The sequence below is a fragment of the Actinoplanes flavus genome (assembly GCF_017592555.1).
GTDB classification, from domain to species: Bacteria; Actinomycetota; Actinomycetes; order Mycobacteriales; family Micromonosporaceae; genus Actinoplanes; species Actinoplanes flavus.
In genome coordinates this window covers 156844-183189 of the sequence record NZ_JAGFNS010000008.1, presented here as the reverse complement: position 1 = coordinate 183189, position 26346 = coordinate 156844, and the positions used below count along the sequence as shown (strand labels likewise).

Here is a 26346-nt window from a genome sequence, read left to right as displayed (position 1 = left end):
CTGATCGGAGCACACGCGCGGTGGGGCGTCCAGGGCGTCACCCCGCGGCGTGATCGATAAGCTGGGCGAATGAAGGTTCTGTCCATCCAGTCGGCGGTCGCCCACGGTCACGTCGGCAACTCCGCGGCCGTGTTCCCGTTGCAGCGGATCGGTGTCGAGGTCGTCCCCGTTCCCACGGTCAACTTCTCCAACCACACGGGGTACGGGGCCTGGCGTGGTCCGCTGCTGCCGCCGGCGGACGTGGCCGAGATCATCCTCGGGGTGGCGGAGCGTGGGGTCTTTCCGCAGGTCGACGCGGTGCTGTCGGGATATCAGGGCGGGGCGGGCATCGCCGACGTGATCATCGACGCGGTGCGGCAGGTCAAGGCGGCCAACCCGGCGGCGGTCTACGCGTGCGACCCGGTCATGGGCAACGCCAAGTCCGGCTGCTTCGTCGCGCCGGAGATCCCGGTGCTGCTGCGGGACCGGGTGGTGCCGGTGGCGGACATCATCACGCCGAACCAGTTCGAGCTGGGCTTCCTGACCGGCACCGAGCCGGCGAGCATCGAGTCGACCCTGGAGTCGGCCGACCTGGCGCGGGCCATGGGGCCGTCGGCCGTGCTGGTCACCAGCGTGGAGCGGCCGGACCGGGAGGCGGGCACGATCGAGATGCTCGTCGTCGACGGCTCGGGCGCCTGGATCGTGACCACCCCGCACCTGCCGTTCAAGGCGAACGGCTCCGGTGACGTCACGGCCGCCCTGTTCACCGCACACTACGTGACGACCGGGAACCCGGCTCTGGCTCTGGAGCGGACGGCGTCCAGCGTCTTCGACCTGATCGACACGACGTACCGGTCCGGTGAGCGTGAGCTGCGGCTGGTGCAGGCGCAGGAGTTCTACGCCACGCCGCGGATGCAGTTCAGCGCCAAGCAGGTGCGCTGATCAGGCGGGCACCTTCGCGCGGATGACCGGGACCAGGCGGTCGGCGATGGCCTGATGGCCCTTGTCGTTGGGGTGCACGGAGTCGCTCAGGCCGTCCGCCGGCAGCCACCCCGTGGTGTCGACGTAGAAGACCTGGGCGTCGCCGGCGGCATGGCGGGCCTGCACGGCCGCCTGCGTCTCCGCCGCATAACGACCGATGAGCGTACGCATGGCGAAGATCTTCGCGGCGGGAAACCTCGCCCTGACCTTCGCGAGGAAGGCGATGTACCTGGTTTGGAAGGTCGCGCCGCTCACGCCGTGGCTCTTGTCGTTGGTGCCCAGGTTGATCACCACGCCGTCGGCCGGGTAGCGGCTGAAGTCCCACAGGTCGGTGCCGGCCTGCCCGCCGCTGGACATCCAGTAGCGGGTCTCGTGCGCCCAGCAGCCGTCGGCCGTCTCGGACAGGCACATGCCGCCGATCGCGATCTGCGTGTGGTGGTAGCCGAGCTGCTCCCCGGTCTTGAACCCGTAGCCGGTGACGGCCAGCTGGCTGCTGGTGGTGCCCGCCGTGATCGAGTCGCCGATGAACTCGATCAGGCGCGGCCGGGCGGGCGCCCGGAACGTGGTGGCGCCGGCGTCGAGGGTCAGGCCCTGGAAGACGGCGTCGCCGGTGTAGGAGCCGGCCACCTGCCGGTAGCTGACGATCAGCGTGTGATTGCCGGCGGCGAGCGGCGCCGGGGTGAGGTTGATCGTGCCGGAGCCGGTGAAGGCGGTGTACGGACGGCCGTCGATGCTGGCCCACAGGGTGACGGTGTTGCGCTGGCGCAGTTTCACGGTGGTGCCGGTGAAGCCGACCCGTAGGTAGGCGCCGGCCCAGTAGGGCACGTAGGCCGAGGCGTTCGTGGTGTTCCAGCGCCCGACGAAGGTGATGTCGCTGTCGGCGGCGCGGGCCGGGGCCGCTGGGGCGAGGAGGGCCACGACGAGGACGGCGGCGTACAGGACACGGCGCATCGGTCGACCTCCAGGCATCGTCGGGAGCGCTCCCAGCAGGCGCCAGGGTTCCCGTTGAATCGATACATGTCAATAGGCCGCGGCGGCGGCACGGCGAATCCGCATGTGTCGCCGAGATCTCGTCGTGGCCCGCGTCGGACGGCGGCTGACCGGAGATCACTGCGAGGCTAAAGCCGAGCGTGGCGGAGCCGATGAATCCGGGGCCCGATCTCCGACGACCCGGCGGGATAGATGTGAAGGCTCAAGGCTGGACCCGGCGCCTGCGAACGGCTTCTGCCGCGCTGGCGGTGTTGCCCCTGTTGCTGGCGGGAACCGCGTGCACGAGGCGGACCGCGTCGACACCGGAGGAGACCATCTCGTACGCCGGTTCGGCGGATCCCGTGACGATCAAGTTCTGGTTCATGCCGAACGGGACCGACGCGCTGAGGTCGATGCGGGTCGAAGCGGACGAGTTCCATCGTCTGCACCCGAACATCACGGTCGAGCTGCGGATGCTGGACTGGGCGGCCGCCCTGACCATGATCAGCACCGCGGCGGGTGGCGGCGACGCGCCCGACGTCACCCAGCTCGGCACCACCTGGGTGGGCAACCTCTCCAAGTCGGGGGTTCTGCAGCCGTACACCGAAGCCGAGATCGCGTCGTTCGGTGGGCGCGCGGCCTTCGTACCGGCGAGTTGGACGTCGACGAAGCCGGTCGGCTCGGACACCGTGAACGCGGTGCCGTGGTTCGTCGACGTCCGGGCGCTCTTCTACCGCACGGACGTGCTGCGCAGGTTGGGCCTGGAACCCGAGAAGGCGTTCGCCGACTGGGACTCGCTGGAGCGGACCCTCGCCGCGATCAAGCGGGACGGCAAGATCACGCCGTTGGGGCAGCCGGGCAAGAACGACTGGAACGTCGTACACAACGTCACCCCGTTCATCTGGGGCGCCGGTGGCGACCTTCTGGCCGCCGACGGCGCGACGCCGACACTGTCCACCCCGGAAGCCTTCACCGGGATCGACTACTACCAGCGCCTGATGGGCAACTACAACAAGCGTGAGCTGATGACGAAGGACACCGACGCCGCCATGGCCGCCTTCGCCGCCGGCGAGACCGCCGTCCTGATGCAGGGCCCCGACGCGGTGTCCGGTTTCCGTGCGGACCCGAACCGTGCCGGGCTGCGGGCCGGCTGGTCGACCGCGCCGCTGCCGGCCGGGCCGCGGGGCCGGTACACCTTCCTCGGCGGAAGCGACCTGGCGATCTTCGCGCGTTCGGCGCACCGGGCGGCGGCACTGGAGTGGGTGCGGTTCCTGACCGGGGCGGAGAGCCAGGAGCGGTACGCGGTACGCAACGCGGGAATCTGGCCGGCCCGGCTGGAGACGGTGCGGGCCACCGCGCTGGACACCGATCCCATCTACCGGGCGTTCGCCGAGGCGCAGAAGTCCGGCCGCCAGTACCCGGCGCTCGCCGCGTGGGGCGACATCGAGGCGGCCCTGACCAGGGACATCAGCACCCTGTGGGAGTCCGTGCAGGCGACCGGGGCGCCGATGGCCGAGCCTGAGCTGCGCGCGCTGCTGCGCCGGGCCGACGAGGACGTCCGCGTCGCCGTACGCCAGGCGTCCTGATGCGCCGATTCCTGCGCCGATGGCGGCGCCACCGCTGGGTGAACGTGCTCGCGGCCGTGGTAGCCGTCCTGACGCTGGTCACCTACCTCAACATCGTCCTGCACCGGCGCGGCGTCGCGGAGAATCAGGAGGCGGCCCGGCTGCACAGCCTCGGTCTGCTCCTCAACGAGGAGAGCGCGCTGCAGTGGAAGACCCTGGCCAGAGGCAACGCCCCGGTCCGGGTGGCCCGCGAGGTGGGCGCCATCCGCGGCCGGGAACGGGACATCCTGCAACGGCTCGCCGACGGTCGGCCCGGCACCGGCAGCGCCGACCTGGGCCGGCTGGTGGATGAGTACCACGTGGTGCTCGACAAGCAGCTGGCCCTGCTGGTGATCGACGACACCGTCGGGGCCGCGGTGGTCGAGCTGGAGGAGACCGGCCCGAAGTTCAAGCAGCTCAGCACCCAGATCACCGCGCTGTCCGACGGGGCGGTCGCCGCCGCCCGCCGGACCTCGGCCACCGCCGACTACGTCCTGATCGGCGCGATGCTGCTGACGGCGGCGATGATCGGCGCCCTGCTGCGCCGGTTCGACCGCGCCCACCGGGTCGCCGCCACGGCCACCGCTGAACTGCTGCGGCAGGAGCGGGCGGCGCTGGCGCTGTCCCGGGAGAACGCGGAGCGGATCCGGCACCAGGCGGAGCACGACTCGCTGACCGGCCTGCCCAACCGTTCGTTGTTCGCCGAACGTGTGGACCTGGCCCTGGAGTCGGGTGAGGAACCGGCTGTCATGTTCATCGATCTCGACGACTTCAAGCGGGTCAACGACAGCCTGGGCCACGCCGCGGGCGACGCGCTGCTGGTGGAGGTGGGGCGCCGGCTCCGGGCGTCGGTACGCGCGGCCGACACCCCGGCGCGTCTCGGCGGCGACGAGTTCGCGATCCTGATCGAGGACGGCGGCGCGGACACCGCGATCCACCTCGCTCAGCGGATCATCGAGGCGCTGGCCGAGCCGGTCGACGTCGGCGGCACCCACGTGCTCACCCGGGGCAGCGTCGGCATAGCGGTCGCCGGACCGGAACGGGACCGGTCGGACCTGCTGCGCCGGGCGGACCTGGCGATGTACGCCGCCAAGGAACGGGGCAAGGGACAGTTCGCGGTCTTCGGTGAATCCTTGCGGGACCCGGCACACGCCGGCATCGACCGGGAGGGCAGCGACGCGGCGTGACGCCGCGAGCCGGCGCGGGTCAGCGCCGCGTGGCGAGATGATCCTGCACCAGGTTGTGCCGGAACTGGTAGACGCCACCCGCCCGGCGCAGGACCCCGCGGGCGTGCGCCTCGTCCAGCGCGCTCATCATCCGCAGCGGCATCCCGTCGGCGACGGCGGACACCACCCGCGCCAGACAGAACTGTCCCCAGGCGCTGAGGCAGACCGCGGCAGCCGCGGGGAACAGGCTCATCGCGACCCAGGCGACGGCCTCGGTTCCCGGAAATGCCACCGCACACAGGAGCCCGGCAGCCAGCCAGGCCGTGCCGCCCGAGGTCAGCGCGGTGGCCCGGTCGATGTGCAGCGACCGGGTGGGCCTGGCCGCCGCGGCCGCCACCGTCGACCCGGAGACCAGGGCGCTCACCCCGCCCGCCGACAGCATCATGCCGAGCCCGAAGAGCGGTTCTCCGAACAGGGTGGAGACGGCCGCCAACGGCACGCCGACCGTGGCGAACATCCGGCCCGCCCCACCGGGCGTCAGTTGCCGTGGCACCGACCGGTCGGTGAAGAGCAGACGGGCGTACGCCGTGGCCAGGCCGACGGCGGTCCCGGTATAGACCGACACCACCCACAGCGGCGCCGACGAGAAGACCGCGACCCCGATCGGTATCGCCGTCACCGTCGTCACCAGCGCGACGGCGACGGCGAAGGCGACCGAGAAGAGCTGCACGGTGGGCACCGGCTTCAGCTCGTGGAAATGCCACCAGCCCCACTCGTACGTCCGCTGCTCCCGCAGATGCGCGGCGACCGTGCCGAGCCAGCGGCGAACCCGCGCCGCCTCCTCGGCGGTGCGGGCCGGGTGCCCGCCGAGAGCGGTCGCGTACGCGGCGGGGACCAGATGTTCCAGCAGGTGCCGTTCGATGCCGCCGCGGGTCGCGGCCCAGCCGGCGTCGAGCAGTTCCGCCGGGTCGTGGCCGCGATCCTGGTAGACGGTCCGGGCCAGCCAGATCATCAGCGGGGTGGACAGCGCCTGTGCCAGCGGCGCGTTCGGCATCGCTGTCAGGTGCTCGACGACGGGTCGCCAGCGGTGGTCGCTCAGCGCGGCGCTGTCGGCCAGGTGCCGCGCGGCATCGCGGGCCGCGACCGGCTGGATCTCCACGACGGCGGCGGCCGGAACCGGACCGGATGCCGCCACGGCGGCCTCGTAGGGGACGGTGCGGCAGGTGACCACCAGGCCATGACCGGCGCCGGCCGCTCGGGACATCGCACGGAGCGCCGCCTCTTGCAGGGTGCCGGCCATTTCGTCGAGGCCGTCCAGCACCGGCAGGATCAGGCCCCGGGCGACCAGGTCACGGGCGAGGGTCCGTGGTGTGCCGCCCGGGCCGGGAACCTGCCGGGCCAGCCGGCGATCGATCATCGTGATCTGGCCGGCGACCCAGTCGTCGAGACCGAGCACGGGATTCCAGGCGGCCGCCGACAGCACGACCGGCACCGGCTCCTGCGGGGCGCGCCTCGCCAGGAGTTGCAGTGCCAGGTTCAGGACCAGCATCGACTTGCCGGCGCCGGGCTCACCGAGCACGATCAGCCGTTTCGGGGCGTCCGGGGCGGTGAACAGGTCCCCGATCCCGGCGTATTCGCCGGCGAGTTCGGCCGGCCCGCCGCCCGGCGTGCCGCGCACCGACGCCCAGCTCGCCATCACCGCCTGCGCCCGGGCGGTGGCCAGCCACCGGATGTTCAACGGCCACGGGTCGCCCACCCGCCGGGCGTTCTGCTCCGTCTGCCACTGCTCCTGCTGCGCGTCGGCCAGCCAGGACAGCACGACGGCGGTGTCGTCGCCGGGCCGGGCGCCCTGCCGCCACACCCAGGAGAGCGCCCCGATGGCGATCGCGGCCGCCCCCGTGCCGCCGAAGACGACGCTGGCCCACTTGTCGGCGCGCTCCAGCCCTTCCCGTTGCAGGAACCAGCTCAGGGCCGCGAACAGCACCAGCATGACGACCAGGGAGACGGCGAACCACAGCCGGGGAGTTCGAGACCATCGAGGCACCCCGACATGCTGCCAACGCGGGGTACGAAACGACATGGCCCGTACGGACGACCCATCGACACCCGTCTAACAAGGTGAGAAGTCCTCGCGTGATCGGTCAGTCGTCCGACGGCAGGATCCGGCGGCCGAACTCGAGGTTGTCCAGGTCGCCGTGGAACTGGTCGGTGTCCACGTCGCTCTGCGCCGCGTTGATCCGCTTGCCGCCGATCACCACGGCGCCGCTGGGCAGGACGTCCCGCAACCCGCCGGTCTGCCGGGCGGGCGGCAGCACCTGGCGGCCGGTCACCGGATCGTCCACCCGGATCTGGAACAGCACCGGCGACAGCCGGACGCACGTCACCCGGTACCAGCGCCCGACGGTCAACGTCAGATCGGCCGGCAGCAGCACGAACGCGGTGCCGTCCGACCAGCGGCAGGAGGGGCGGCCGGCGTCGACCTGGAGCTTCCACTGGCTGATCCCGGCGCCCGCCGCGCCGAACTGAAACACGTTCATCCCGGCCGCCGGTGACGGGGTCTCGGTGAGGCGGATGTCCGCCCCGTACACGAAACGTCCCTCACCCTGGTCTCCCGGCACCAGGGTGACCGAACTCGCCGGCCGGATGATCGCTTGCGGACACGGCGCGGTGGTGCAGCTGCCGCCGGGGAAGCGCAGGAAGCCGTCCACCGGGGTGATCGCCCCGCCGCCGCCGGTCAGGATGGTGCCGTGCAGGTTCTTGCCGCTGCTGTCGGCCACCTGGGCCGGGCCGGTGAGATCGCCGAGGTACCGGAGTTCGAGTTCGCCGGGCGGCGGCGCGGCCGTCGCCGGGGTGGCGGCGAGGACGACGGCGCACACCGCGCCGCACACGGAACGCAGAAACGTCATGCCGGACAGTGGATCCGACCGGCGCGGCGGGCGACAAGACGGATTTGTGCGACTAACCCTAAAGATGCGCAGGCCCTAAAGATGCGCGGGCACCTCCCACGGCGCCTGCGGCAGCGCCCGCCCGGTCTCCAGCAGCGACTTCAGGTTCGCCATCACGGCCGGCCAGCCCAGCGACACCGCCTCCCGATCCTTGTCGGTCGCCAGGTTCACATGCGTGACGGTCAGCCGGACGATGTCGTGATACGGCTCCACCAGGAACGTCACCGTCGACGAATCCGGCCGCACCTCCGCGCCCGGCTCGTCGAACGTCATCACCAGCCGCTTCGGCGGATCCACCTCGACGACCACTCCTCCGGCGTCGACGACACCGGAGGAGTCGGTGCGCCGGTGCTCCCACGGCGATCCGGGCCGCCAGTCGGACACGTTGCTGTGCCCCCAATACACCCCTGTGAGATCAGCATCGGTCAACGCCTCCCACACGCGCTCCGGGGTGGCGTGGATGTAGGTCACGTACACGAAATCGGGTTTCATTCGAGGCTCCTCCGCCTGTCGCCGGATCGCGCCGAGCACAGCCAGTCTGGGCTGCTCGAACGGGGCGATCCATCGCTGCTGCAACTCGTGGATGGGCACGGGATTCAGGTAGTGCAGCCGCTCCCGGCCACGCCGGACCACACTGATCAGATTCGCCTCCCGCAGCACCTCGAGATGCTGGGTCACCGACTGCCGGGTCATCGCCAGCTGCCCGCACAGCCGGGTGAGCGTCTGCCCGTCCTCCGCACGCAGGCTGTCCAGCAGCCGACGGCGTGCCGGATCCGCGAGCGCCTTGAACACCCTGTCCATGACCTGCATTATGCAGTCATCCAACTGCCTTTTTCAAACCCCGGCATCGTACGGACGACGCGAACCGCTTCCCGAAGACCCACCGGCTACCGAAGTCGAGGAAACCGCGCACGCAGGTCGACGAAGAGCTGCTGAGTCATGTGGTCGACTGCCTCGCCCCGCCGTAGCGCGTCGAGGACCGGCGCGCCCGGCGGGCCGGGCTGCCCACGTACGACCCGGTCACGGGCCTGGAGCAGGGCTCACCGCGGGGTGACCATCCCGCCGACCCGGGTGGTGCGGCCGTCCGTGGTGGCGAGCACGGTGGACGGCCGGCCCAGGGCGTCGCCCTGCCGGACCAGGACCGCGCCGCCGCGGCCGGTGGCCCACAGGTGGGCGGCCAGGCAGCCGGAGCTGTTGACGTTGGCGATGTCCTCGTCGACGCCGATCGCCGGGGCGAAGAGCCGGGCGGTGGCGGACGGTCCCGGTTCGGGGGCCCAGACCAGGCAGCCGAGCAGTCCCTGGTCGCGGCAGGCCCGCGCCAGCGCCGGGAAGTCCGGTGTGACGGCCGGGACGTCGGTGACCTCGACGAGCAGCCGTGGGGTCCCGGGCGACGCCACGGTCATCCCGATCACACCGGGCGATCCCAGCGCGGCCACGATCCGGGCCGGTGCGTCCGGGGCGGACAGTGCGACCGCGCCCTGGTCGAACCACACCTCCACGCCGCCGGCCCGCCGCACCGCCTCCACCTCGAAGCTTCTGCCGCCGGTCTCCTGGCGCACCCGTTGCCGCGGTGACCCACTGCGGTCCAGCAGCACCGCGTGCGCCGCGAAGGTTCCGTGGCCGCAGTTGCGCAGCTCACCCGTACCGGTGAAGAAGCGCACGCGGGGCAGCGAGAGGAACGCGCCGTGCGAGGCCCCGCTCTCCCGGACGATCGCGCATCGGTCCTCGTCACGCAGTGACGGATCGTCGTCGACGACGACGGTCGGGCTGCCGCCGGCGCCGTCGCGTGTGCAGGCGTCCACCATGGTGATCACTCACACACCGTATCGATCCGGGTGTTTCCGATCCGTCCCGGCGGGCACAGAACGTACGGAGGACATCCACGACCGTTTGAGGAGGCCCCCGATGGCAGGCAACGAGCACGAGGTCAACCGCAGCGCCAAGAGCGGGCGGTTCGTCAAGGAGAGCACCGCGAAGCGGCAGCCGCGGACCACCACCACCGAGACCGTGGGCGGTGACGCCGACCACGGCGAGCGGGAGGTCCATCGCAGCGCGAGCACCGGCAAGTTCGTGACGGAGACGACCACGGAGCTGCATCCGTCCACGACGGAGACGCAGAAGCGCTGATTCCACCCGGGACGCCGCGCCGCGCCAGGGGAGCACCATGATGGAATCTCACGATGACGCCGACCTCCTCTTTCGACGAATCGGCCGGAGGCGCCGGCCGGCACCGGGAGCGGGCCGCCGCCCTGGCCGAGCTGGCGCGAACGCGCTCGCGGAACGGTGACCACGAGGGCGCCGTGATCGCGGCATCCGAGCTGTTCGTCCTTCACCGGGCCGCCGGTGACGAGGCCGGTTTGGCGCTCGTGCTGAACGATCTGGCCGGCTACATGGCCGGCGTCGGCAGGCTGACGGAGGCGGTCGAGTTCGCCACCGAGGCGGTCGCCCGCTTCCGGCGGCTCGGCGATCCGGACGGCCTGGCGACGGCGCTGCGCACCCTGGAGCAACGGCGGGCGGCCGTCGATGATCCCGCCCGTGATCTGCCGGGCGAGCATCTGGACTTCATCGACGGCTGGCTCGCCGCGCCCGACTGGCCCGGGCAGGCGGCCGTGCTGGCCCGGCATCACCGTCTGCTCGGCGATCCCGGTCTCCGGCGGACGGTCGCCGCGGTGGCCGCCGCCCGGGGCGGTGAACCCCTCGACGTCCTCCGGATGCTGGTCGACGACATGGGCGCGCGCGGCGTGGACGTGGTCCTGGCGGATCTGGAGCGCTCGATCGAGGAGCAGGACGCCATCGCCGCCTGGACGGCCGCGCCGTCCTGGCCGGAGTCCGTCGATCACCTGCGTGAGCACACCGCGATCCTGACCCGGCCCAGCGTGCAGGCGGTCCTGATGCGGTCGTCCGACCCGCGCGACCGGCTGCACGCCACCGTCCTGCGCCTGGCCGCCCGGTTTCCCCTGGACACCGTGCTGCGCATCCTCACCGAGCCGCCGGTGACCGCCGAGCTGGCGTTGCGGGCCGTCGAGGAGGGCGACCTGGCTCTGGTGGTCGACCTGATCCCGGCGTGCCGGGCGGTGCTGGACCTGCCGGGCGACGGGCCGTTCCTGTGGGCGGTGATGCTGTTCTCCGCGGGCCGGGTCGCCGAGGGGACGGCGGCCGCCCGCACCGCGGCCGAGGCGATGACCGGCGTGCAGGTCCGGGCGAACCGGGCCCGGCTGCGCCGGATGCTGGCCGCCCCGCTGCCGCCGGCCTGCCGGACAGGCATCGAGGGATTCCTCACTCTCCTGGGCCCCTGATTGCACCCGGTGCAACGATGCACCTAGTGTACGAACGGTGACGACCGCCCCCTTCGATCGCCGGGCCGCGCTGAAGGCACGCCACCGTCGCGCGATCCTCGACGCCGCCGACGCCCTGATCGGTGAGGGCGCCCGGTTCAGCGTGGATCAGCTGGCCGACCGTGCCGACGTCTCCCGGCGGACCATCTTCAACCACTTCGCGTCCATCGACGACGTGGTCACCACCGTGTGCAGCGAGATGCTCGGCGTGGTGATCGACCGGTTCCGCGACACGGTCACGTCCGGGCAGCGGTCCTCGATGTTCGACGACGTGGCCGGGGCGCTGCGCGACACCGACGTGCCCGGCATCATCGGCTACCTGTGGCGCGCCCTCGGCGGTTTCGCGCCCGGCGACCCGCGCGCCGACCAGATCTTCCAGGCCACGTTCCGGCGCACCTCCGAGGAGATGGCCCGCGAACTGGCCCGCCGCTACCCGGACGCCGACCCGATCGACGCGGCCATCCTGGTCAGCTCCCTGATGAACGGCACCGTCGTGATCGCCACGCACTGGATCGCCGAAACGTCCGCGGCGACCGACGACGCGTCCCGCGAACTCTGGCGTCACCTGCTGGAACGCCTCATCGCAACCGTACGCACCGGCTACTAGAAGGACGAAGCACATTGGCCGAGCTTCTCTACCGCCTGGGCCGGTTCTGCGCCCGGCGCGCCGGGATCGTCGTGGGCTCCTGGCTCGTGATCCTGGGACTGTCCGTCACCGGCTACCTCGTGGCCGGCGGTGAGCTGTCCCCGATGGTCAACATCCCGGGCACCCCGACGCAGAAGGTGAGCGACCGGCTCGCCGAACGGCTGCCGGCCGTCAGCGGCGGCAGCGGCCGCCTGGTCTTCCACACCCCGGACGGCTCGGCGTTCACCGAGACGCAGAAGGCGGAGATCGCCGCGCTGCTGACGACGACCGCCGAGCTGGAGGGCGTCCGGTCCACCACCGACCCGTTCGCTCTCGCGAAGCAGATCGCCGACCGGCAGGCACAGGTCGCCGACGGGGTGAGGCAGATCGAGGCCGGACGGGATCAGCTCGACCAGGGCCAGGGACAACTGAACGCCGCCAAGGGCGTCACGCTGGACCCGGCCACCCAGGCGCGGGTCGACGAGCAGCAGGCGCTGCTCACCGAGAAGCGCGCCCAACTGGAGGCGGAGACCGCCAAACTGGACCGTGGGCGCAAGCTGCTGGCCATGTCGGCGCCCATCCGCACGGTCACGGCCGACGGCTCCACCGCCGTGGCGCAGGTGCTGTTCGAGAAGCCGCAGCTCGACGTGGCGCCGGAGATCAAGAAGGGCGTCATCGCGCACGTCGGCGAGGGTGTGCCGGCCGGTGTCGAGGTGGAGTTCTCCAACGAGATCACCCAGGAGGTGCCGCAGATCCTCGGCGTCGGCGAGGTGGCCGGCCTGGTCATCGCCGCGATCGCGCTGCTGGTCATGCTGCGTACGCTGATCGGCGCCGCCCTGCCCATCCTGTCCGCCCTGACCGGCGTCGGCATCGGCGTGACCGCCGCGCTGTCGCTGTCCGGTGTGGTGGAGATGCTGTCGATCACGCCGGTGCTGGGCGTGATGCTGGGCCTCGCGGTCGGCATCGACTACTCGCTGTTCATCCTCAACCGGCACCGACGGCAGCTGCTCGCCGGCGTCGACTTCCACGAGTCGATCGGCCTGGCCAACGGCACCTCCGGCAACGCGGTCGTGTTCGCCGGCGCCACCGTGCTGGTCGCCCTGCTGGCGCTGAACGTCACCGGCATCCCGTTCCTCGGCCTGATGGGCACGGTCGGCGCGATCTGCGTGGCGGTCGCCGTCCTGATCGCCGTCACCCTGACCCCGGCGTTGCTGTCGCTGATCGGCCGCCGCGTCCTCAACCGCACGGCCCACGCCCAGGCCGCCTTCGACAACCGTCCGATGAGCACCACCCGGGCGGTCCTGACCGTGCTGGGCCTGACCGCCGCGCTGGTGACGGTCGCGATCCCGGCGCTGTCGATGCGCCTGGGCCTGCCGGACGGCTCGTCCGAGGCCAAGGAGTCCACCCAATACCAGGCCTACCACCTGACCGAGGAACGGTTCGGCGCCGGCGTGAACGGCCCGATCCTGGTGGTCGCCGACCTTCCGGCCCCGCTGACCGGCGACGCCCAGCAGGACGAGCAGGTCCGCATCGGCACGCTGCTGCTCGCGCAGAACAACGTCACCGCGGTCGCCCCGATCGGCGCCTCCGCCGACCACACCACCCTCGCCTTCCAGGTGATCCCGGACGGCGGCCCGAACAGCTCCTCCACCGAGCAGCTGGTCCGCGACCTGCGCGGCCTCTCGCCCATCTCCGGCGACGTCACGTTCGGCGTGGCCGGCACCGCCAGCGGCAACATCGACATCTCGGAGAAGCTCGGCACCGCCCTGCCCGGCTACCTGGGCCTGGTCGTCGGCCTCTCCCTGATCATCATGATCTTCGTGTTCCGGTCGATCCTGGTCCCGCTGACCGCCACGCTCGGCTTCATCCTGTCGCTGTTCGCCACGTTCGGCGGCGTCACCGCGATCTTCCAGTGGGGCTGGCTCGGCGCGGTCTTCGGCGTCCACGACCCCGGCCCGGTGCTGAGCTTCCTGCCGACCATCCTGATCGGCATCCTGTTCGGCCTGGCCATGGACTACCAGCTGTTCCTGGTCTCCGGCATGCGCGAGGCCTACGCACACGGCGCTCCCGCCCGCATCGCGGTCCGGCAGGGCGTCCACGCCGGCCGCACCGTCGTCACCGCCGCCGCCATCATCATGATCAGCGTCTTCGGCGGGTTCATCTTCTCCAACACGGCGATCATCCGCTCGCTCGGCTTCGGCCTCGCCTTCGGCGTACTCGTCGACGCCTTCCTCGTCCGCATGCTGCTGATCCCGGCGATCATGCACCTGCTCGGCGACTCCGCCTGGTGGATCCCGCGCTGGCTCGACCGCGTCCTGCCCAACGTCGACGTCGAGGGCGCGGCCCTCGAACGCTCCCACCCGATCGTCCACCACGCGGAGCCGTCCCTCCGCTGACCCGCCCCCGCTGCCGCCTCGCACGGCAGCGGGGCCTCCTTCTCCCTCAACCCCTTCCCGGTACGACAAAGCCGCGCTCGCCTGCCGGGTCGAGCCGGTGCCGCGACCGCCGGGCTTCGACCGGGTGGTCACCCTCCCCACCGGTGTCCCCTTGCCCGCCCCGAACGGTGACGGGCGGGTGACCACCGTTGTGGACGTGGCGCGGTCGAGGGTGTCTATCACCACTGGTCGTCGAGTTCAGCGATGCGGCGGCGGAGTGCGCGGGCGTCGTGACGTGGCGGCGCGTATGCGTGCCGGGGGCTTACGCGCCATGAGCCTTTCGGATTTTCAGCGGGGCCGTGGTGATGCGGTGAGTGATTAGCGTGGGGCGGTGACCGATGACGACTTCACCGCGACGTTGCCGCGCAAGCGGATGGGGGCCGGGGTACTGCTGTCCGACGGCCAGGGGCGGGTGCTGCTGGTCGAACCGACCTACAAGGACCACTGGGAGATTCCGGGCGGCGCGGTCGAGGCGGACGAGTCGCCGTACACGGCGGTGGTGCGCGAGATCGAGGAGGAGCTCGGGCTGTCGTTGCGGCCGGGCCGGCTGCTGGTCACCGACTGGGTGCCGCCGCGCCCGGGCCGCACCGAGGGTCTGATGCTGGTGTTCGACGGCGGGATCCTCACGCGAGAGCAGACGGCGCGGATCCGGCTGCCCGCCGCGGAACTGCGCGGGTGGGCCTGGTGTACCGAGCAGGAGGCCGCCGAGCGGCTCTCCGGGCTGCTGGCGCGCCGGATCGTCGCGGCGGTCCGGGCGCGGGCGGCGAACACGGCGGCCTACCTGGAGAACGGCTTCGCACGGTGACCACGGGCGCCGCCACCCGGATCGTCGGTGGCGGCGCCCGGCCGGATGGTCACACCGCGGCGAGCGCCTGCTCCAAGTCGGCGATGAGGTCGTCGGGGTGTTCGATGCCGACGGCGATGCGGATGGTGCCGGGGCTGATCGAGGCGGCCCGGAGCTGCTTCTCGTCGAGTTGCCGGTGGGAGCTGCTGGCCGGATGCAGGACGAGTGTCTGCGTACCGCCGAGTGAGGGTGCCAGGCGCACCAGCCGTACCCCCTGTTGGAAGCGCAACCCCGCGTCGTAGCCGCCGGCGAGGTCGAAGCAGAAGGGTGCGGCGAAGCCGCGCACGAAGCCGGTGGCGATCGCGTGGCTGGGATGGTCGGGCGCGCCGGTCCACAGCACCCGCTCGACCGCCGGATGGCCGGTGAGGAACCCGGCGATCCGGGCGACGTTCTGCTCGTGCCGGGCCATCCGCAGGGCGAGGGTCTGCAGGCCGCGGATGGTCAGCCAGGCGGCGAACGGGTCGGCGACCGCGCCGAACTCGACACCGTGCCCCCACACGGTCCGGTAGCGGTCGTCGTCGGCGAAGACCGCGATGCCGCCGGTCACGTCGCTGTGGCCGCCCAGGAACTTGGTCACCGAGTGGATGACGACGTCGGCGCCGTGCTCGATCGGCCGGCACAGCACCGGGGTGGCGAACGTGTTGTCGACGATCGTCGTGATTCCGGCGGCGCGGGCGATCGGCGCCAGGTTCGGCAGGTCGCTGACGTGGCCGGTCGGGTTGGCGACGGTCTCCAGATACAGGATCCGGGTACGCGGGGTGATCGCCTCCCGTACCTCATCGGGATCGTGCCCGCTCACGTAGGTGACGTCGATGCCGAACCGGTCGGACAGGTCACGCAGGGTGGCGAGGGTGCCGCCGTAGAGGGTGTTCTGGGCGATCACGTGGTCGCCGGTGCGCAGCAGCCCGTGCAGCACCGTGGAGATCGCGCCCATCCCGGAGCCGGTGGCGATCGCCGCCACGCCGCCTTCGAGGTCGGCGACGGTCTCCTCGAGGGCCCGTACGGTCGGGTTGGCGAACCGGGAGTAGACATAGGAGCCGTCCGGCCGGTTGAGGCCGTCGGCGAGGGGGCCGGGATCGTCGAACGCGAACGACGACGTCTGGTAGAGCGGCACCGACAGCGGGGTGCTGGCCGGAACCGGGGCGTGGACGTGGACGAGGCGGGTTTCCGGATGCATGCCCCGATCCTGTGCGCCGGGTGGGTTCCCAGCCAGAGCCAATGCCGATACATTGGTTTGCCGATGAGTCCAATCTTGGTCACCGAGCTGACCGCCCGCCTCGGGCGCTGGTCCGCCGGCCGCGGCCCGCTCTACCTGCTGCTCGCCGCCCGCCTGCGCGAGCTCATCGACGACGGTGAGCTGCCGCCCGGCACCGGCCTGCCCACCGACCGGGCGCTGGCCGCCGCTCTGTCGGCCGGCCGCACCACCGTGGTGGCCGCCTACGACCTGCTGCGCGACGAGGGCCGGCTGGTCCGGCGGCAGGGCAGCGGCACCTGGGTGGCCGGGGCCGCGCCCGCGCCGCCGTCCACCGCCGAGCCGACCACCGATCCGATCTTCCTGCACCTGCTCGACCAGCCGGACCACGTCACCCAGTTCGCCTGCGCCGGGCCGCTCACCCCGCCGCCCGCGCTGCTGTCCGCCTACCGCCGGGCGCTCGACGACGTCGGCGGCGGGCTGGGCTACCACCCCGCCGGGCATCCGCGGCTGCGCCGGGCGCTCGCCGACCGGTTCCGGGCGAGTCCCGGCGAGTTCCTGGTGACCACCGGCGGGCAGCAGGCGCTGTCGCTGCTCACCCGGGCCCTGGTCGCGCCCGGGGACGAGGTCGTGGTGCAGGCTCCCACGTACCCCGGAATGTTGGAGGTCTTGCGGGAGCACGCCGCCGTGGCCGTCCCGGTCCCGGCCGACGGGTCGGGTTTCGCGGCCGCGCTGGCCAGGCGCCCGGCGTTCGGCTACCTGATCGCCGCCTGTCACAACCCGACCGGGCGGCACCTGGACGAGCCGCGCCGTCTCGAGATCGTCGCCGCCTCGCGGCGCGCTGGCGTGCCGCTGGTCGTCGACGACGTTCTCGCCGAGCTGAGTTTCGAGGGACGGCCCGCCGTGTCCACCGGCGCGATCACGGTGGGATCGCTGAGCAAGGTGGTCTGGGGCGGGCTGCGGGTCGGCTGGGTCCACGCCCCGGCGCCGCTGATCAATCGGCTGGCGCGGCTCAAGGCCGTCCACGACCTGGGCGGCGGCGTGCTCGACCAGCTGGCCGCGTCCTACCTGGTCGGTGACCTGAGCGCGCTGAGCGCGGCCCGCGCCGGGGAACTGCGCGAGCGGCACGATCATCTCTGCGCCGAGCTGCGGCGCCGGCTTCCGTCGTGGACGTTCGAACCCGCCTCCGGCGGTCAGACCCTCTGGGTACGCCTCCCGTACGGTGACGCGGCCGCCTACGCCCAGGCCGCGCTCCGCCACGGGGTCGCGGTCCTGCCCGGCGGTCAGCTCGATCCCACCGGTGGCAGCCACGACCGCCTGCGACTGCCCTTCGTGGCCGAACCGGCTGAGATCACCGCCGCCGTGGCGTCGTTGGCCCGTGCCTGGCAGGGCTACACCGGTGAGGCCGCCCGGCCGTCCCTTCCGGCCATCGCCGTCTGATTTCGGGTCTCGTCATATGTCGTGTAACTACGTATAGTCGGGTGCATGCGTGAGACCACGTACTTCACCCTCGCCGCCCTGCAACACGGGCCGCTGCACGGGTACGCGATCATCCAACGGGTGTCCGAACTGTCCGGCGGGCGCGTCCGCCTCGCCACCGGCACCCTCTACACCGCACTCGAACGGCTCACCACCGCCGGCCACATCCGGGTGGCCAGCGAGGAAATCGTCAACGGGCGGGCCCGCCGCTCCTACCAGCTGACCCCACACGGACAGACGGCCCTGCACGAACAGGCCACGGTGTACGCGGAAGCCGCCCGCATCGTGACCCGTCCGGTGGTGCGCCCCGCATGAACCACATCGAACGCCGCTACGCCCGCCTGGTCCGCCTCTACCCGGCCCGCTCGCCGCGTGACGAGATCCTCGACACGCTGCTGCAATCCGGCCAGCCGCCCACGCTGCGGGAAACGTCCGCACTGGTCCTCGGCGCGCTGCGGGCCCGGGCCGGGTACGCGCTGGACCGCTCGCCGATCCGCCTCGCCGCCCTCGCCGTGCTGCTGTACGCCACCGCCGTCGACGTGCTCACGTCCCTGCCCCTGGACGTGCCCGCGATCGTCGGCACCCCGCTTGGCATCGCCCAGTACGCGGTGGCCGGCCTGGCCGCGCTCGTGCTGCACGTGACGGCGCTGTTCGCCCTGGCCCGAGGCGCGTACCGGCTGTCGGCCGTGGCCGCGGTGCTCGCCGTCGGCCCCGCGCTCGTCGCCCTCGAACGCAGCGGCTCCTACCTCAACGACGGGTTCTGGGCGGCGCCGGTCGCCGCGCTGCTGGTGCTGGCCGTCAACCTCAGCCCGCGGGGGGAACGCTCCAACCCGTACCTCTGGACGGCTCTTCTGCCGTTCGCGATCGTGATCCTGCCGACCGGCTCCGGAACCGTGCTGACACCCGGTCTCTTCATCGAGCAGCAGGCCATGATCGTGCTGGTCGTCGCCGGTCTGCTCTGGTCGGCCGTGGATCCGCGCGTCCCGCTCGCGGTGGCGGCACTCGCGCTGTGCGACTTCCTCACCCACCTCACCGCGGTCGCGGCCGGCGCGGTCGTCGGCGGGGGATCCGTCGCGTACGGACTCGCGGTCACCGCCGTACCGTGGCTGCTCCTACTCGCCGCGGCCACCGCCGGCCACCGCCGGTCCCTAATATGATTCGTGCCCGATCGAAGATCATGGTAGACAGTGCGCGTGTCACAGATCCTGGAGTTCCCCCACCTGATCCACCTGCTCGACGAGCGAACGGAAGCGTTCCGCGCCGCCGTCGCCGCCGCTCCCGACCTCGGCGCGCCGGTGCCGACCTGCCCCGACTGGACGCTGTTCGATCTCGCCCAGCACATGGGGGAGGGGCGCCGCCGTTGGGCCGCCACCATCGCGGCCGGGCCCGCCGACACGCGACCGGACCCGTCGCTCTGGGAGAGTGAGACGCCCCGCGAGCGCGAGGCCCTGCTGTTCTGGCTGGACGAGTCGGCACGGGTGTTCGCGGACGCGCTGGCCCAGGCCGGCCCGGACCGCGGCTGCTGGACGTGGTGGGGCGTGTCCGCGTCACCGCAGACCGCCGGCGCGGTCGGCCGGCACCAGCTCCAGGAGGTGGCGGTGCACACCTACGACGCCCAGCTCGCCGCCGGAGCCCCGCAGCCGCTGCCGGCCGAGGTGGCGCTCGACGGCGTCGACGAGTTCCTGGCCACCTGCTGCGCCGGTCCGTACCGGTGGCCGCACCAGCCGGTCGCCGTCGACTACCAGGCCGCCGAGGGCCGCACCTGGCGGCTCACGCTGGCCGCCGACGGCGTCCGGGTCGGCCCGCCGACCGACGAGCCGGCCGGCGCCACCCTGCGGGGCACGGCCTCCGAGCTGGTGCTCGCCCTCTACGGCCGGATCCCGGTGACCGACCTGAAAATCGACGGCGACGCCGGCGTGTTCGATCTCCTCCTCGCCTGGGATCCCGAGGAGTAGTTGTATTCTGGCGGACTTTGCTATCGACGGAGGTTGAGATGGCCGAGTACCCGCGAGAGATCACCGAACGCTTCCACGGCACCCCGGAACAGGGCGCCACCGCCATGATCGGCGAGCCACCACAGCGGTGGCGGACCATCGTCATCGAGGATCACGACCCGTCCTGGGCGGACCGTTACACGGCCGCCCGGGACGGGATCCGGCAGGCCCTCGGCGACCGCATCCTGAGCATCGACCATGTCGGCTCCACCTCGGTGCCCGGCCTGGCCGCCAAACCCATCATCGACATCGACCTACAGCTGGCCGGCACCGACGACGAGAGCACCTACGTGCCCGACCTCGAACGCGCCGGCTACCGCCTGCTGCTGCGCGAACCCTGGTGGCACGGCCACCGCATGCTGATCAGCGCGGCCGAGGACGTCCACCTGCACGTGTGGCCGCCCGGCGCGCCCGAGCCGATCCGCCACCGCCTGCTGCGCGACTGGCTGCGCTCCCACCCGGCCGACCGCGACCTGTACGCCGCCACCAAACGCCGCCTGGCCGCCGACCCGGACGGCTACACCCTGTCCAAGAACGACGTCATCGACCAGATCCTCGCCCGGGTGTTCGCCCACCGCGGGTAACAGCATCACGCGATGGGTGTCGGGGAGTACGCCGCGGTCATCGTGACGAACCGGTCGACGATCCACCGGATGGGCGCCGAAGGCGATGCAGGCCGACCATCCGATCGGGGCGCTCAACCAGGTCGGCCGCCACGGCTGGGAGGTCGTGGCGGCCGAGACCCCGGCGCACGGGTCGGCCCACTGGGGCTTCGGCGGCATCGTCTACACCCTGAAGCGTCCCGCCCAGCGCTGCGGCACGCACCCAGCGGATGCCATTCCCGGTGAGGACGACGGCCGCGACGACGATCGCGAGCGCGGCGAGGCCGGTCCCGATCCACACCCACGGCGGCTGGGGTGTCGGCGGCGGGGGCGCGGCGGACGGGTACTGCGGCTGGGGGTAGGACACCGGCCCTCCCGGGGCAGGTGTGGTGGCGCCGTGGCCCAGGGCGCGGCGTCGATGCACGAGCATCACCGTCCTCACCAGGTCAAAGCCAGTATGGAGGAATGATCGTCGGCCACATCGATCCATTCGGGCGACCCTGCGGCTGGCCCGCCAGGTCGTTGGTCGTGACGTACCGTCGATGTTGGCGGCCGGAGTAGAGGCCGGCCGCCGCACCCTGTCCTCTACCAGGGAGCGCCAATGGAACAGAGCATTCCGGACCCGTACACCGACCCGCTGGCGTTCGGCCAGCGGCTTCAGATCCTTCGGACGCGCAAGGGACTCACCCGAGACCAGCTCGGCGGCCTGGTCGCGCGGTCCGGTTCGTGGGTCAAGGGAGTGGAGACCGGCCGCCTGAGGATGCCGAAGCTGGAAATCATCCTCGCCCTTGCCGAGGCGCTGCGGGTGCGTAACCTGTCCGACCTCACCGGCGACCAGGCGCTGCACGTCGATCTGTTCGTCGGGCCCGGGCATCCGCGCCTCGCGGCCGTCAAGGCGGCCGTCGACGCCTGGCCCGTCGCCACCGCGCAGGAGGCACCCCCGACCGCGCATGTCCGCGCCCGGCTCGCGAGCGCCTGGTCGGCGCGGCACTCGGCTCCCAACCACCGCGAGGTGATCGGGGCATTGCTGCCGGACCTCATCCGGGACGCCCAGATCGCTGTCCGACAGGCCGACACCGTCCCGGGCCGCCGGGCAGCGCAGGCCGTGCTCGCACAGGTCTACTCGCTGACACAGTTCTTCGTGGCCTACCAGCCGGACGCCGCTCTGCTGTGGCGAGTGGCCGAGCGAGGTCTGGTCGCGGCTCAGGAGTCCGAGGATCCGTACGCCATCGGCGTGGCCGCGTGGCTGGCCACGCAGGCGCACCGCGACGCCGGGCCGGCGCACTATGAGGCCGCCGACGCCGTGAACCTGGCGACGGTCGACTACCTCGAACCTCTGCTGGAGGACTCCTCGGATGACGTCCTGGCGATCACGGGGGCGTTGACCTTCGAGGCCGGTTACACCGCTGCCCGGCGCGGTGCGACCGGCGTGGCGTGGCGATATTGGGACACCGCTCGCGCCATGGCCAAGCGGCTGCCCCCTGGCTTCTACGATCCCGTTACCTCATTCTCCCGGCCGATCATGAGCGCCCATGCGGTGACCGTCGCTGTCGAACTCCGCCAAGGCGGTGAGTCGGTACGGCAGGCCGTGGCAGCCGATGCGATCACGATCCCGTCCCGCCCTCGTCGTGCCCGGCACCGCATCGAGGAGGCACGCGGTTACCAGCTCGCCGGGCAGCCGGACGTCGCCCTGGCAACGCTGGAACGGGCGCACGAGGCTGCACCCGAGACGATTCGGTACAACGGTTACGCCAAGCGGATCGTCCTCGAAGAGGCTGAATCCAAGAGCCCGGCCCGGCGTCGGCGCGCGTCTCGACTCGCCGTGAGGATCGGCCTGCTGTCCGCATAGGGGAGAGGCACAGACTGTGCCCCTGCACTCGCATGCCCGCCCTTAGCTTCGATCCCAGCGGCGGCGGGCGCCTTTGAGGCCGTGAGTACACCTCGGGTTCGTCGTCGCTCCCGAGCGGCGGGCTTCCCTCTACAGGCTTGAGGGGCTGTCGGGCCCGCCGCTCTCCGACTCTCCGGAGGCGATGATGCTGACCAGGGTGTGGCGCTACCTGCGGTGGCGGCGGTGATGCCGGGACCGATCCTGGCGGTCGGGCCGCGCGTCCTGCCGGCTGACGGCTTCGCCGAGGTTTGGATCGACAGCGGGTCCGGCTACGGGTACGTACGGCGTGTCCGAGCCGATCGGCTCAGCCTCGCCCCACTCGACGACGGCGCGGGCGAGCACGCGATCTTCCACCTGCGGCCTGAGCGGGTGGAAAGCCGTGACTGATCCGCGTGGCCTTGTCGAGTCAGGGGCGCTCCCGACGGGAACCCCGCGGTCTCCCGGCCGGAGTGCTCACGCGGATTTGTTCCGGGACAGGAACGCCTGCATCGCCTGCTGGGCCTCGGGGCTGGCGAAGAGCGCGGCCGACCGCTCCGCCGCCTCCTCGCCGTCCCGGTCGATGCGGGTGACGAGGTCGGCGGTGAGCAGGCGCTTGGTTTCGGCGAGCCCTTGTGGACTGCCCTTGACCAGGTCGGCGAGAGTCGAGACGACGGTGGCCGGCAGTTCGCCGTCCGGTACGGCGCGGGTGACCAGACCGATGTCGGCGGCCTCGGCTGCGCCGAAAGTACGGCCGGAAAGGAAGATGTCGGCTGCCGCCCGGGGCGCCAGGCGTGGCAGCAGGCTCACCGAGATCGCGGACGGGGCGAGCCCCAGCCGGACCTCGGTGAGGGCGAACGTGACCGACTCGGCCGCGATCACGACATCGGCCGCGCCGATCAGGCCGAGACCGCCGGCCCGAACCGGGCCGGCCAACTCGACGACGACCGGCTTGGGCAGGGTGGCGATCTGCCGCTGGACGGCGACGATGGCGCGCGGCCCGTCACTGGTCGAGCCCTCTCGTGCCTCGCTGAGATCGGCACCCGAGCAGAACACCCGGCCGCTGGACCGCAGGAGTACGACGCGAACCGCGGGATCCTGCTCGGCAGCGGTCAGGCTGCTGCCGAGCTCCGCCAGCAGCTGCCTGCTCAGCGCGTTGCGGTTGTGCGGGCTGTCCAGCGTGACGGTGGCGATGCCGCCGGAGACGCTCAGGTGCACGAGCGAAGTGGTCATCCACGAATCCCTGTCAGTACGAGCGGGGCAGCTTGAGCGAGAACTGGGTGATGAAGTTGAGCGCCATCTCCCGGCTGACCGGAGCGATCCGCGACAGCCGGACGTTGGCGAGCGCCTGAACGAGCCCGTACTCGACGGCCAGCCCGTTGCCGCCGTGGGTCTGGATCGCCTGGTCGACAGCCTTGCAGGCCACTTCGCCGGCAGCGTACTTGGCCATGTTCGCCGCCTCGCCGGCCGCCAGCAGGTCGCCGGCCGCGTCCAGGGCGGCGGCTTTCTGCGTCAGTAGCCGGGCGGCCTCGATCTCGACGTGGATCTGGGCCAGTGGATGGGCGATCGCCTGGTGGGTGCCGATGGGCGCGCCCCAGACCTCGCGCTGTTTCGCGTAGTCGACGGCCTTGCGCAGCGCCCAGCGGGCGGTGCCGGTGGCCTGTGACGCCGCCATGATCCGTTCCGGGTTGAGGCCGGCGAACAGCTGGTCGAGGCCGGCGTCCTCGCGGCCGACGAGCGCGTCGGCGGGCAGCCGGACGTCGTCGAAGAAGAGGCTGAACTGCTTCTCCGGCGAGACCAGGCCGGTCTCGATCGGCTGGTGGACGAACCCCGGCGCGTCGGTCGGCACCATGAACAGCGCGGGTTTGAGTTTGCCGGTGCGCGCGTCCTCCATGCGGGCGACGACCAGGACATGGCTTGCCTCGTCGATGCCGCTGATGTAGGTCTTGCGGCCGGTCAGCACCCAGTCGGCGCCGTCGCGGCGGGCGCGGGTGACGATCTGGTGCGCATTCGAGCCGGCATCGGGTTCGGTGATTGCGAAGGCGTAGCGGGCCGCCCCCGTGGCCAGGCCCGGCAGCCACCGCCGCTTCTGCTCGCCGGTGCCGGACTTGGCGATGATCGTGCCGACGATGGCGGGTGAGACGACCAGCAGCAGCAGCGGGCAGCCGGCGGTCGCCAATTCCTCCACGACGGCGGCGAGGTCACCGATGTCGCCGCCGCCCCCGCCGTACTCCTCGGGGATCGAGACGCCCAAATAGCCGGCCGCGGCGGCGTCCTGCCAGAGTTCGGTGGTCTTGGCGCCCCGGGACGCGGCCGCGTAGAAGTACGACTCGCCGTACTTGCTGCCCAGTTGGTAGACCGCTGTGCGCAGGTCACGGCGCTCGTCGGACTCGACGAAGTTGGTCAAGACTTCTCCTCGATCACGGCGAGCACGGCGCCCGCGACGACCTGACGGCCCACGCTCGCGGTGAGCGCGGTGACGGTTCCGTCCGTGGGTGCGGTGACGGTGTGCTGCATCTTCATGGCTTCCAGTACGACGATCGGGTCGCCCTTGCTCACCACGGCGCCCACCTCGACGGCGACCGCGGTGATCGCGGCCGGCATCGGCGCCAGCAGTGAGCCCTGGGCGACCGTCTCGGCCGGGTCGACAAAGGTGGGAACCGGTTCGAGACTGACCGAGCCGGACGGCCCGTCGACGTCGACCGCATCTCCGGCGACGGTGACCCGGTAGGTCTCCCGGACCGGGCCGTCGCTCAGAACGACCTGGTCGCCCCGCACGTCGATGACGTCGACACCCTCGACGAAGTCCGACACCAGCCGCCGGCCGATCGACGAATAGGTAACGGCGTACCGCTCTGATCCACGCCGATAGCTCCGCTGCCGCGGCTGACCCGCGGCGTTGCGCCACGCGGCGGGGATGCGGCTGAGCACCGGCGCGGTCGCGGCGGCCCGGCTGGCCTGTCCGAGCGCGGCGGCGAGGGCGGCCTTGGCGAGAGAGCGCGGATCGGGACCGCCCGTCCACCGGGAGAGGCGTTCGTCGAGCAGGGTGGTGTGCATCCGGCCGGCGACGAACTCGTCGTCGGTGAGCACGGCTCGGAGCAGGTCGAGGTTGGTGGTGATGCCGTGCAGCCGTCCCCGCCGCAGCGTGTCGTCGAGCAGGCGGATCGCGGCGTCACGATCCTCCGCGTAGGCGATGATCTTGGCGAGCATGGCGTCGTAGTGGACGGTGACCTCACTGCCGGCCTCGATGGCCGAGTCCACCCGTACGCCCGCATGTCCGGGAATCTCGAAGGTGCGAACGCGGCCGGTCTGCGGAGCGAAATCCGCGGCCGGATCTTCCGCGTAGAGCCGTACCTCGATCGCGTGACCCGAGACCGCGGGAGCCCGGCCGGGCAGGGGCCTGCCTTCGGCGACGGCTATCTGGAGAGCGACGAGGTCGAGGCCGGTGACGCATTCGGTGACGGGGTGCTCGACCTGGAGGCGGGTGTTCATCTCGAGGAAGAAGACGCGGTCCCGGTGGACGAGGAACTCGACCGTTCCCGCTCCCCGGTAGCTCACCGCCTCCGCGGCGGCCCGGGCGAAGGCATGCAGAGCGGTACGTGTCTCGTCCGGCAGATCCGGCGCGGGCGCCTCCTCGACCACCTTCTGGTGGCGACGCTGGATCGAGCAGTCCCGGTCGCCCAGCACCCAGACGGTGCCGTGCCGGTCGGCCAGCACCTGGACCTCGACGTGCCGTGCCGTGGGTAGGTACGGCTCGACGAAGACGGTCCCGTCGCCGAACGCGGAGGTCGCCTCCGCCTCGGCCCGCGCTACCTGCTCGGCGAGCCGGTCGAGTGACTCCACGATCCGCATGCCCCGGCCGCCGCCGCCCGCCGACGCCTTGACCAGCAGCGGAAGGTCCGCCGCGGTGACGGCGGCGAGGTCGACGGCCAGGACCGGCACCCCGGCCGCGGCCATGATCCGTTTCGCGCCGATCTTGCTGCCCATCGCCTCGATCGCCTCGGGCGCCGGGCCGATCCAGGTGAGGCCGGCCGCCTCGACGGCGCGGGCGAAGCCGGAGTTCTCGGAGAGGAACCCGTACCCGGGATGGACGGCGTCGGCGCCCGCCGCGCGAGCCGCCTCGATGATCAGGTCACCTCGCAGGTAGGTCTCGGCCGGCGCGTCGCCGGGCAGCCGGATCGCCTGGTCGGCGTCGGCGACGAACGGTGCCCCGGCATCGGCGTCGGAGTGGACGGCGACCGTCGCGATGCCGAGTTCGCGACAGGTACGGAACACCCGGCGCGCGATCTCTCCGCGGTTGGCGACCACGATCTTGCGGATCACTGAACCCTC

At 71.9% G+C, this 26346-nt stretch carries 25 protein-coding genes; 16 read left to right on the top strand and 9 right to left on the bottom strand.

The annotated features are described in order from the left end of the window. Positions 1 to 69: 69 nt before the first annotated feature. Complete coding sequence (gene pdxY, locus J5X75_RS14410) at positions 70 to 921, top strand: pyridoxal kinase PdxY (protein ID WP_208467870.1); 852 nt, start codon at positions 70 to 72, stop codon at positions 919 to 921. Here pdxY and J5X75_RS14405 read toward each other — a convergent pair whose 3' ends face one another. Continuing rightward, entirely contained in the window at positions 922 to 1911 is a 990-nt protein-coding gene (locus J5X75_RS14405; protein ID WP_208467869.1) for an SGNH/GDSL hydrolase family protein, read from the bottom strand. Positions 1912 to 2312: 401 nt separating this feature from the next. Between J5X75_RS14405 and J5X75_RS14400 the strand changes: the two genes are divergently transcribed. Then, complete coding sequence (locus J5X75_RS14400) at positions 2313 to 3515, top strand: extracellular solute-binding protein (RefSeq protein ID WP_208467868.1); 1203 nt, start codon at positions 2313 to 2315, stop codon at positions 3513 to 3515. Continuing rightward, positions 3515 to 4720, top strand: a complete 1206-nt coding sequence (locus tag J5X75_RS14395; protein ID WP_208467867.1) for a GGDEF domain-containing protein — start codon at positions 3515 to 3517, stop codon at positions 4718 to 4720. Before J5X75_RS14400 ends, J5X75_RS14395 begins: the two co-directional genes overlap by 1 nt. A 19-nt stretch (positions 4721 to 4739) precedes the next feature. Here the strand turns inward: J5X75_RS14395 and J5X75_RS14390 are convergent, their stop codons facing one another. The 4 genes from J5X75_RS14390 to J5X75_RS14375 all read right to left on the bottom strand — a co-directional run bounded on the left by J5X75_RS14390 (position 4740) and on the right by J5X75_RS14375 (position 9449). After that, a complete protein-coding gene (locus J5X75_RS14390; RefSeq protein WP_208467866.1) occupies positions 4740 to 6743 on the bottom strand; it encodes an NACHT domain-containing protein in 2004 nt (667 codons plus the stop codon). 97 nt (positions 6744 to 6840) lie between these two features. After that, the gene (locus J5X75_RS14385; RefSeq protein ID WP_208467865.1) at positions 6841 to 7605 is read right to left on the bottom strand and encodes a LamG domain-containing protein; all 765 of its coding nucleotides are present in this window, start codon (positions 7603 to 7605) and stop codon (positions 6841 to 6843) included. Between the two features lie 75 nt (positions 7606 to 7680). After that, positions 7681 to 8445: an ArsR/SmtB family transcription factor gene (locus J5X75_RS14380; protein WP_208467864.1), complete on the bottom strand. Its 765-nt coding sequence runs from the start codon at positions 8443 to 8445 to the stop codon at positions 7681 to 7683. A 239-nt stretch (positions 8446 to 8684) separates the two neighbouring features. Then, on the bottom strand, positions 8685 to 9449 hold the full coding sequence (locus tag J5X75_RS14375; protein WP_208468010.1) for a PhzF family phenazine biosynthesis protein: 765 nt from the start codon (positions 9447 to 9449) through the stop codon (positions 8685 to 8687). 100 nt (positions 9450 to 9549) lie between these two features. On the opposite strand from J5X75_RS14375, the gene J5X75_RS14370 reads away from it, so the two are divergent. The 5 genes from J5X75_RS14370 to J5X75_RS14350 all read left to right on the top strand — a co-directional run bounded on the left by J5X75_RS14370 (position 9550) and on the right by J5X75_RS14350 (position 14844). Next, a complete protein-coding gene (locus J5X75_RS14370; RefSeq protein ID WP_208467863.1) occupies positions 9550 to 9771 on the top strand; it encodes a hypothetical protein in 222 nt (73 codons plus the stop codon). A 53-nt stretch (positions 9772 to 9824) separates the two neighbouring features. Beyond that, positions 9825 to 10940, top strand: a complete 1116-nt coding sequence (locus J5X75_RS14365; protein ID WP_208467862.1) for a hypothetical protein — start codon at positions 9825 to 9827, stop codon at positions 10938 to 10940. A gap of 37 nt (positions 10941 to 10977) precedes the next feature. After that, positions 10978 to 11586 (top strand): TetR/AcrR family transcriptional regulator, encoded by a 609-nt coding sequence (locus J5X75_RS14360; protein WP_208467861.1) that lies wholly within the window; start codon positions 10978 to 10980, stop codon positions 11584 to 11586. A gap of 14 nt (positions 11587 to 11600) precedes the next feature. After that, positions 11601 to 14000 carry an MMPL family transporter gene (locus J5X75_RS14355; protein ID WP_208467860.1) on the top strand — a complete coding sequence of 800 codons (2400 nt, stop codon included), beginning with the start codon at positions 11601 to 11603 and terminating at the stop codon, positions 13998 to 14000. Between the two features lie 370 nt (positions 14001 to 14370). Then, positions 14371 to 14844 carry an NUDIX domain-containing protein gene (locus J5X75_RS14350; RefSeq protein WP_307798074.1) on the top strand — a complete coding sequence of 158 codons (474 nt, stop codon included), beginning with the start codon at positions 14371 to 14373 and terminating at the stop codon, positions 14842 to 14844. Positions 14845 to 14893: 49 nt separating this feature from the next. Here the strand turns inward: J5X75_RS14350 and J5X75_RS14345 are convergent, their stop codons facing one another. Next, positions 14894 to 16060 carry a trans-sulfuration enzyme family protein gene (locus J5X75_RS14345; RefSeq protein WP_208467859.1) on the bottom strand — a complete coding sequence of 389 codons (1167 nt, stop codon included), beginning with the start codon at positions 16058 to 16060 and terminating at the stop codon, positions 14894 to 14896. A gap of 63 nt (positions 16061 to 16123) precedes the next feature. Between J5X75_RS14345 and J5X75_RS14340 the strand changes: the two genes are divergently transcribed. The 8 genes from J5X75_RS14340 to J5X75_RS14305 all read left to right on the top strand — a co-directional run bounded on the left by J5X75_RS14340 (position 16124) and on the right by J5X75_RS14305 (position 22425). Then, positions 16124 to 17515: an aminotransferase-like domain-containing protein gene (locus J5X75_RS14340; RefSeq protein ID WP_208467858.1), complete on the top strand. Its 1392-nt coding sequence runs from the start codon at positions 16124 to 16126 to the stop codon at positions 17513 to 17515. Positions 17516 to 17560: 45 nt separating this feature from the next. Beyond that, on the top strand, positions 17561 to 17869 hold the full coding sequence (locus J5X75_RS14335) for a PadR family transcriptional regulator (protein WP_208467857.1): 309 nt from the start codon (positions 17561 to 17563) through the stop codon (positions 17867 to 17869). Continuing rightward, positions 17866 to 18711, top strand: a complete 846-nt coding sequence (locus J5X75_RS14330; RefSeq protein WP_208467856.1) for a hypothetical protein — start codon at positions 17866 to 17868, stop codon at positions 18709 to 18711. The genes J5X75_RS14335 and J5X75_RS14330 overlap by 4 nt, the downstream gene beginning before the upstream one ends. A gap of 36 nt (positions 18712 to 18747) precedes the next feature. Then, positions 18748 to 19509, top strand: coding sequence for a maleylpyruvate isomerase family mycothiol-dependent enzyme (locus tag J5X75_RS14325; protein WP_208467855.1), 762 nt, complete (start codon positions 18748 to 18750; stop codon positions 19507 to 19509). 38 nt (positions 19510 to 19547) lie between these two features. Further along, on the top strand, positions 19548 to 20132 hold the full coding sequence (locus tag J5X75_RS14320; RefSeq protein WP_208467854.1) for a GrpB family protein: 585 nt from the start codon (positions 19548 to 19550) through the stop codon (positions 20130 to 20132). Between the two features lie 85 nt (positions 20133 to 20217). Continuing rightward, the gene (locus J5X75_RS14315; protein ID WP_208467853.1) at positions 20218 to 20619 is read left to right on the top strand and encodes a hypothetical protein; all 402 of its coding nucleotides are present in this window, start codon (positions 20218 to 20220) and stop codon (positions 20617 to 20619) included. 132 nt (positions 20620 to 20751) lie between these two features. After that, the gene (locus J5X75_RS14310; RefSeq protein WP_208467852.1) at positions 20752 to 21999 is read left to right on the top strand and encodes a helix-turn-helix domain-containing protein; all 1248 of its coding nucleotides are present in this window, start codon (positions 20752 to 20754) and stop codon (positions 21997 to 21999) included. A 225-nt stretch (positions 22000 to 22224) separates the two neighbouring features. Further along, complete coding sequence (locus tag J5X75_RS14305) at positions 22225 to 22425, top strand: hypothetical protein (RefSeq protein ID WP_208467851.1); 201 nt, start codon at positions 22225 to 22227, stop codon at positions 22423 to 22425. Between the two features lie 66 nt (positions 22426 to 22491). Here the strand turns inward: J5X75_RS14305 and J5X75_RS14300 are convergent, their stop codons facing one another. From J5X75_RS14300 to J5X75_RS14290, 3 genes are read right to left on the bottom strand one after another with little or no spacing between them, the layout of a single operon-like run. Further along, complete coding sequence (locus J5X75_RS14300; protein ID WP_208467850.1) at positions 22492 to 23247, bottom strand: enoyl-CoA hydratase family protein; 756 nt, start codon at positions 23245 to 23247, stop codon at positions 22492 to 22494. 13 nt (positions 23248 to 23260) lie between these two features. Then, a complete protein-coding gene (locus J5X75_RS14295; protein WP_208467849.1) occupies positions 23261 to 24421 on the bottom strand; it encodes an acyl-CoA dehydrogenase family protein in 1161 nt (386 codons plus the stop codon). Then, entirely contained in the window at positions 24418 to 26337 is a 1920-nt protein-coding gene (locus J5X75_RS14290) for an acetyl/propionyl/methylcrotonyl-CoA carboxylase subunit alpha (RefSeq protein ID WP_208467848.1), read from the bottom strand. Before J5X75_RS14290 ends, J5X75_RS14295 begins: the two co-directional genes overlap by 4 nt. Positions 26338 to 26346: the final 9 nt, after the last annotated feature.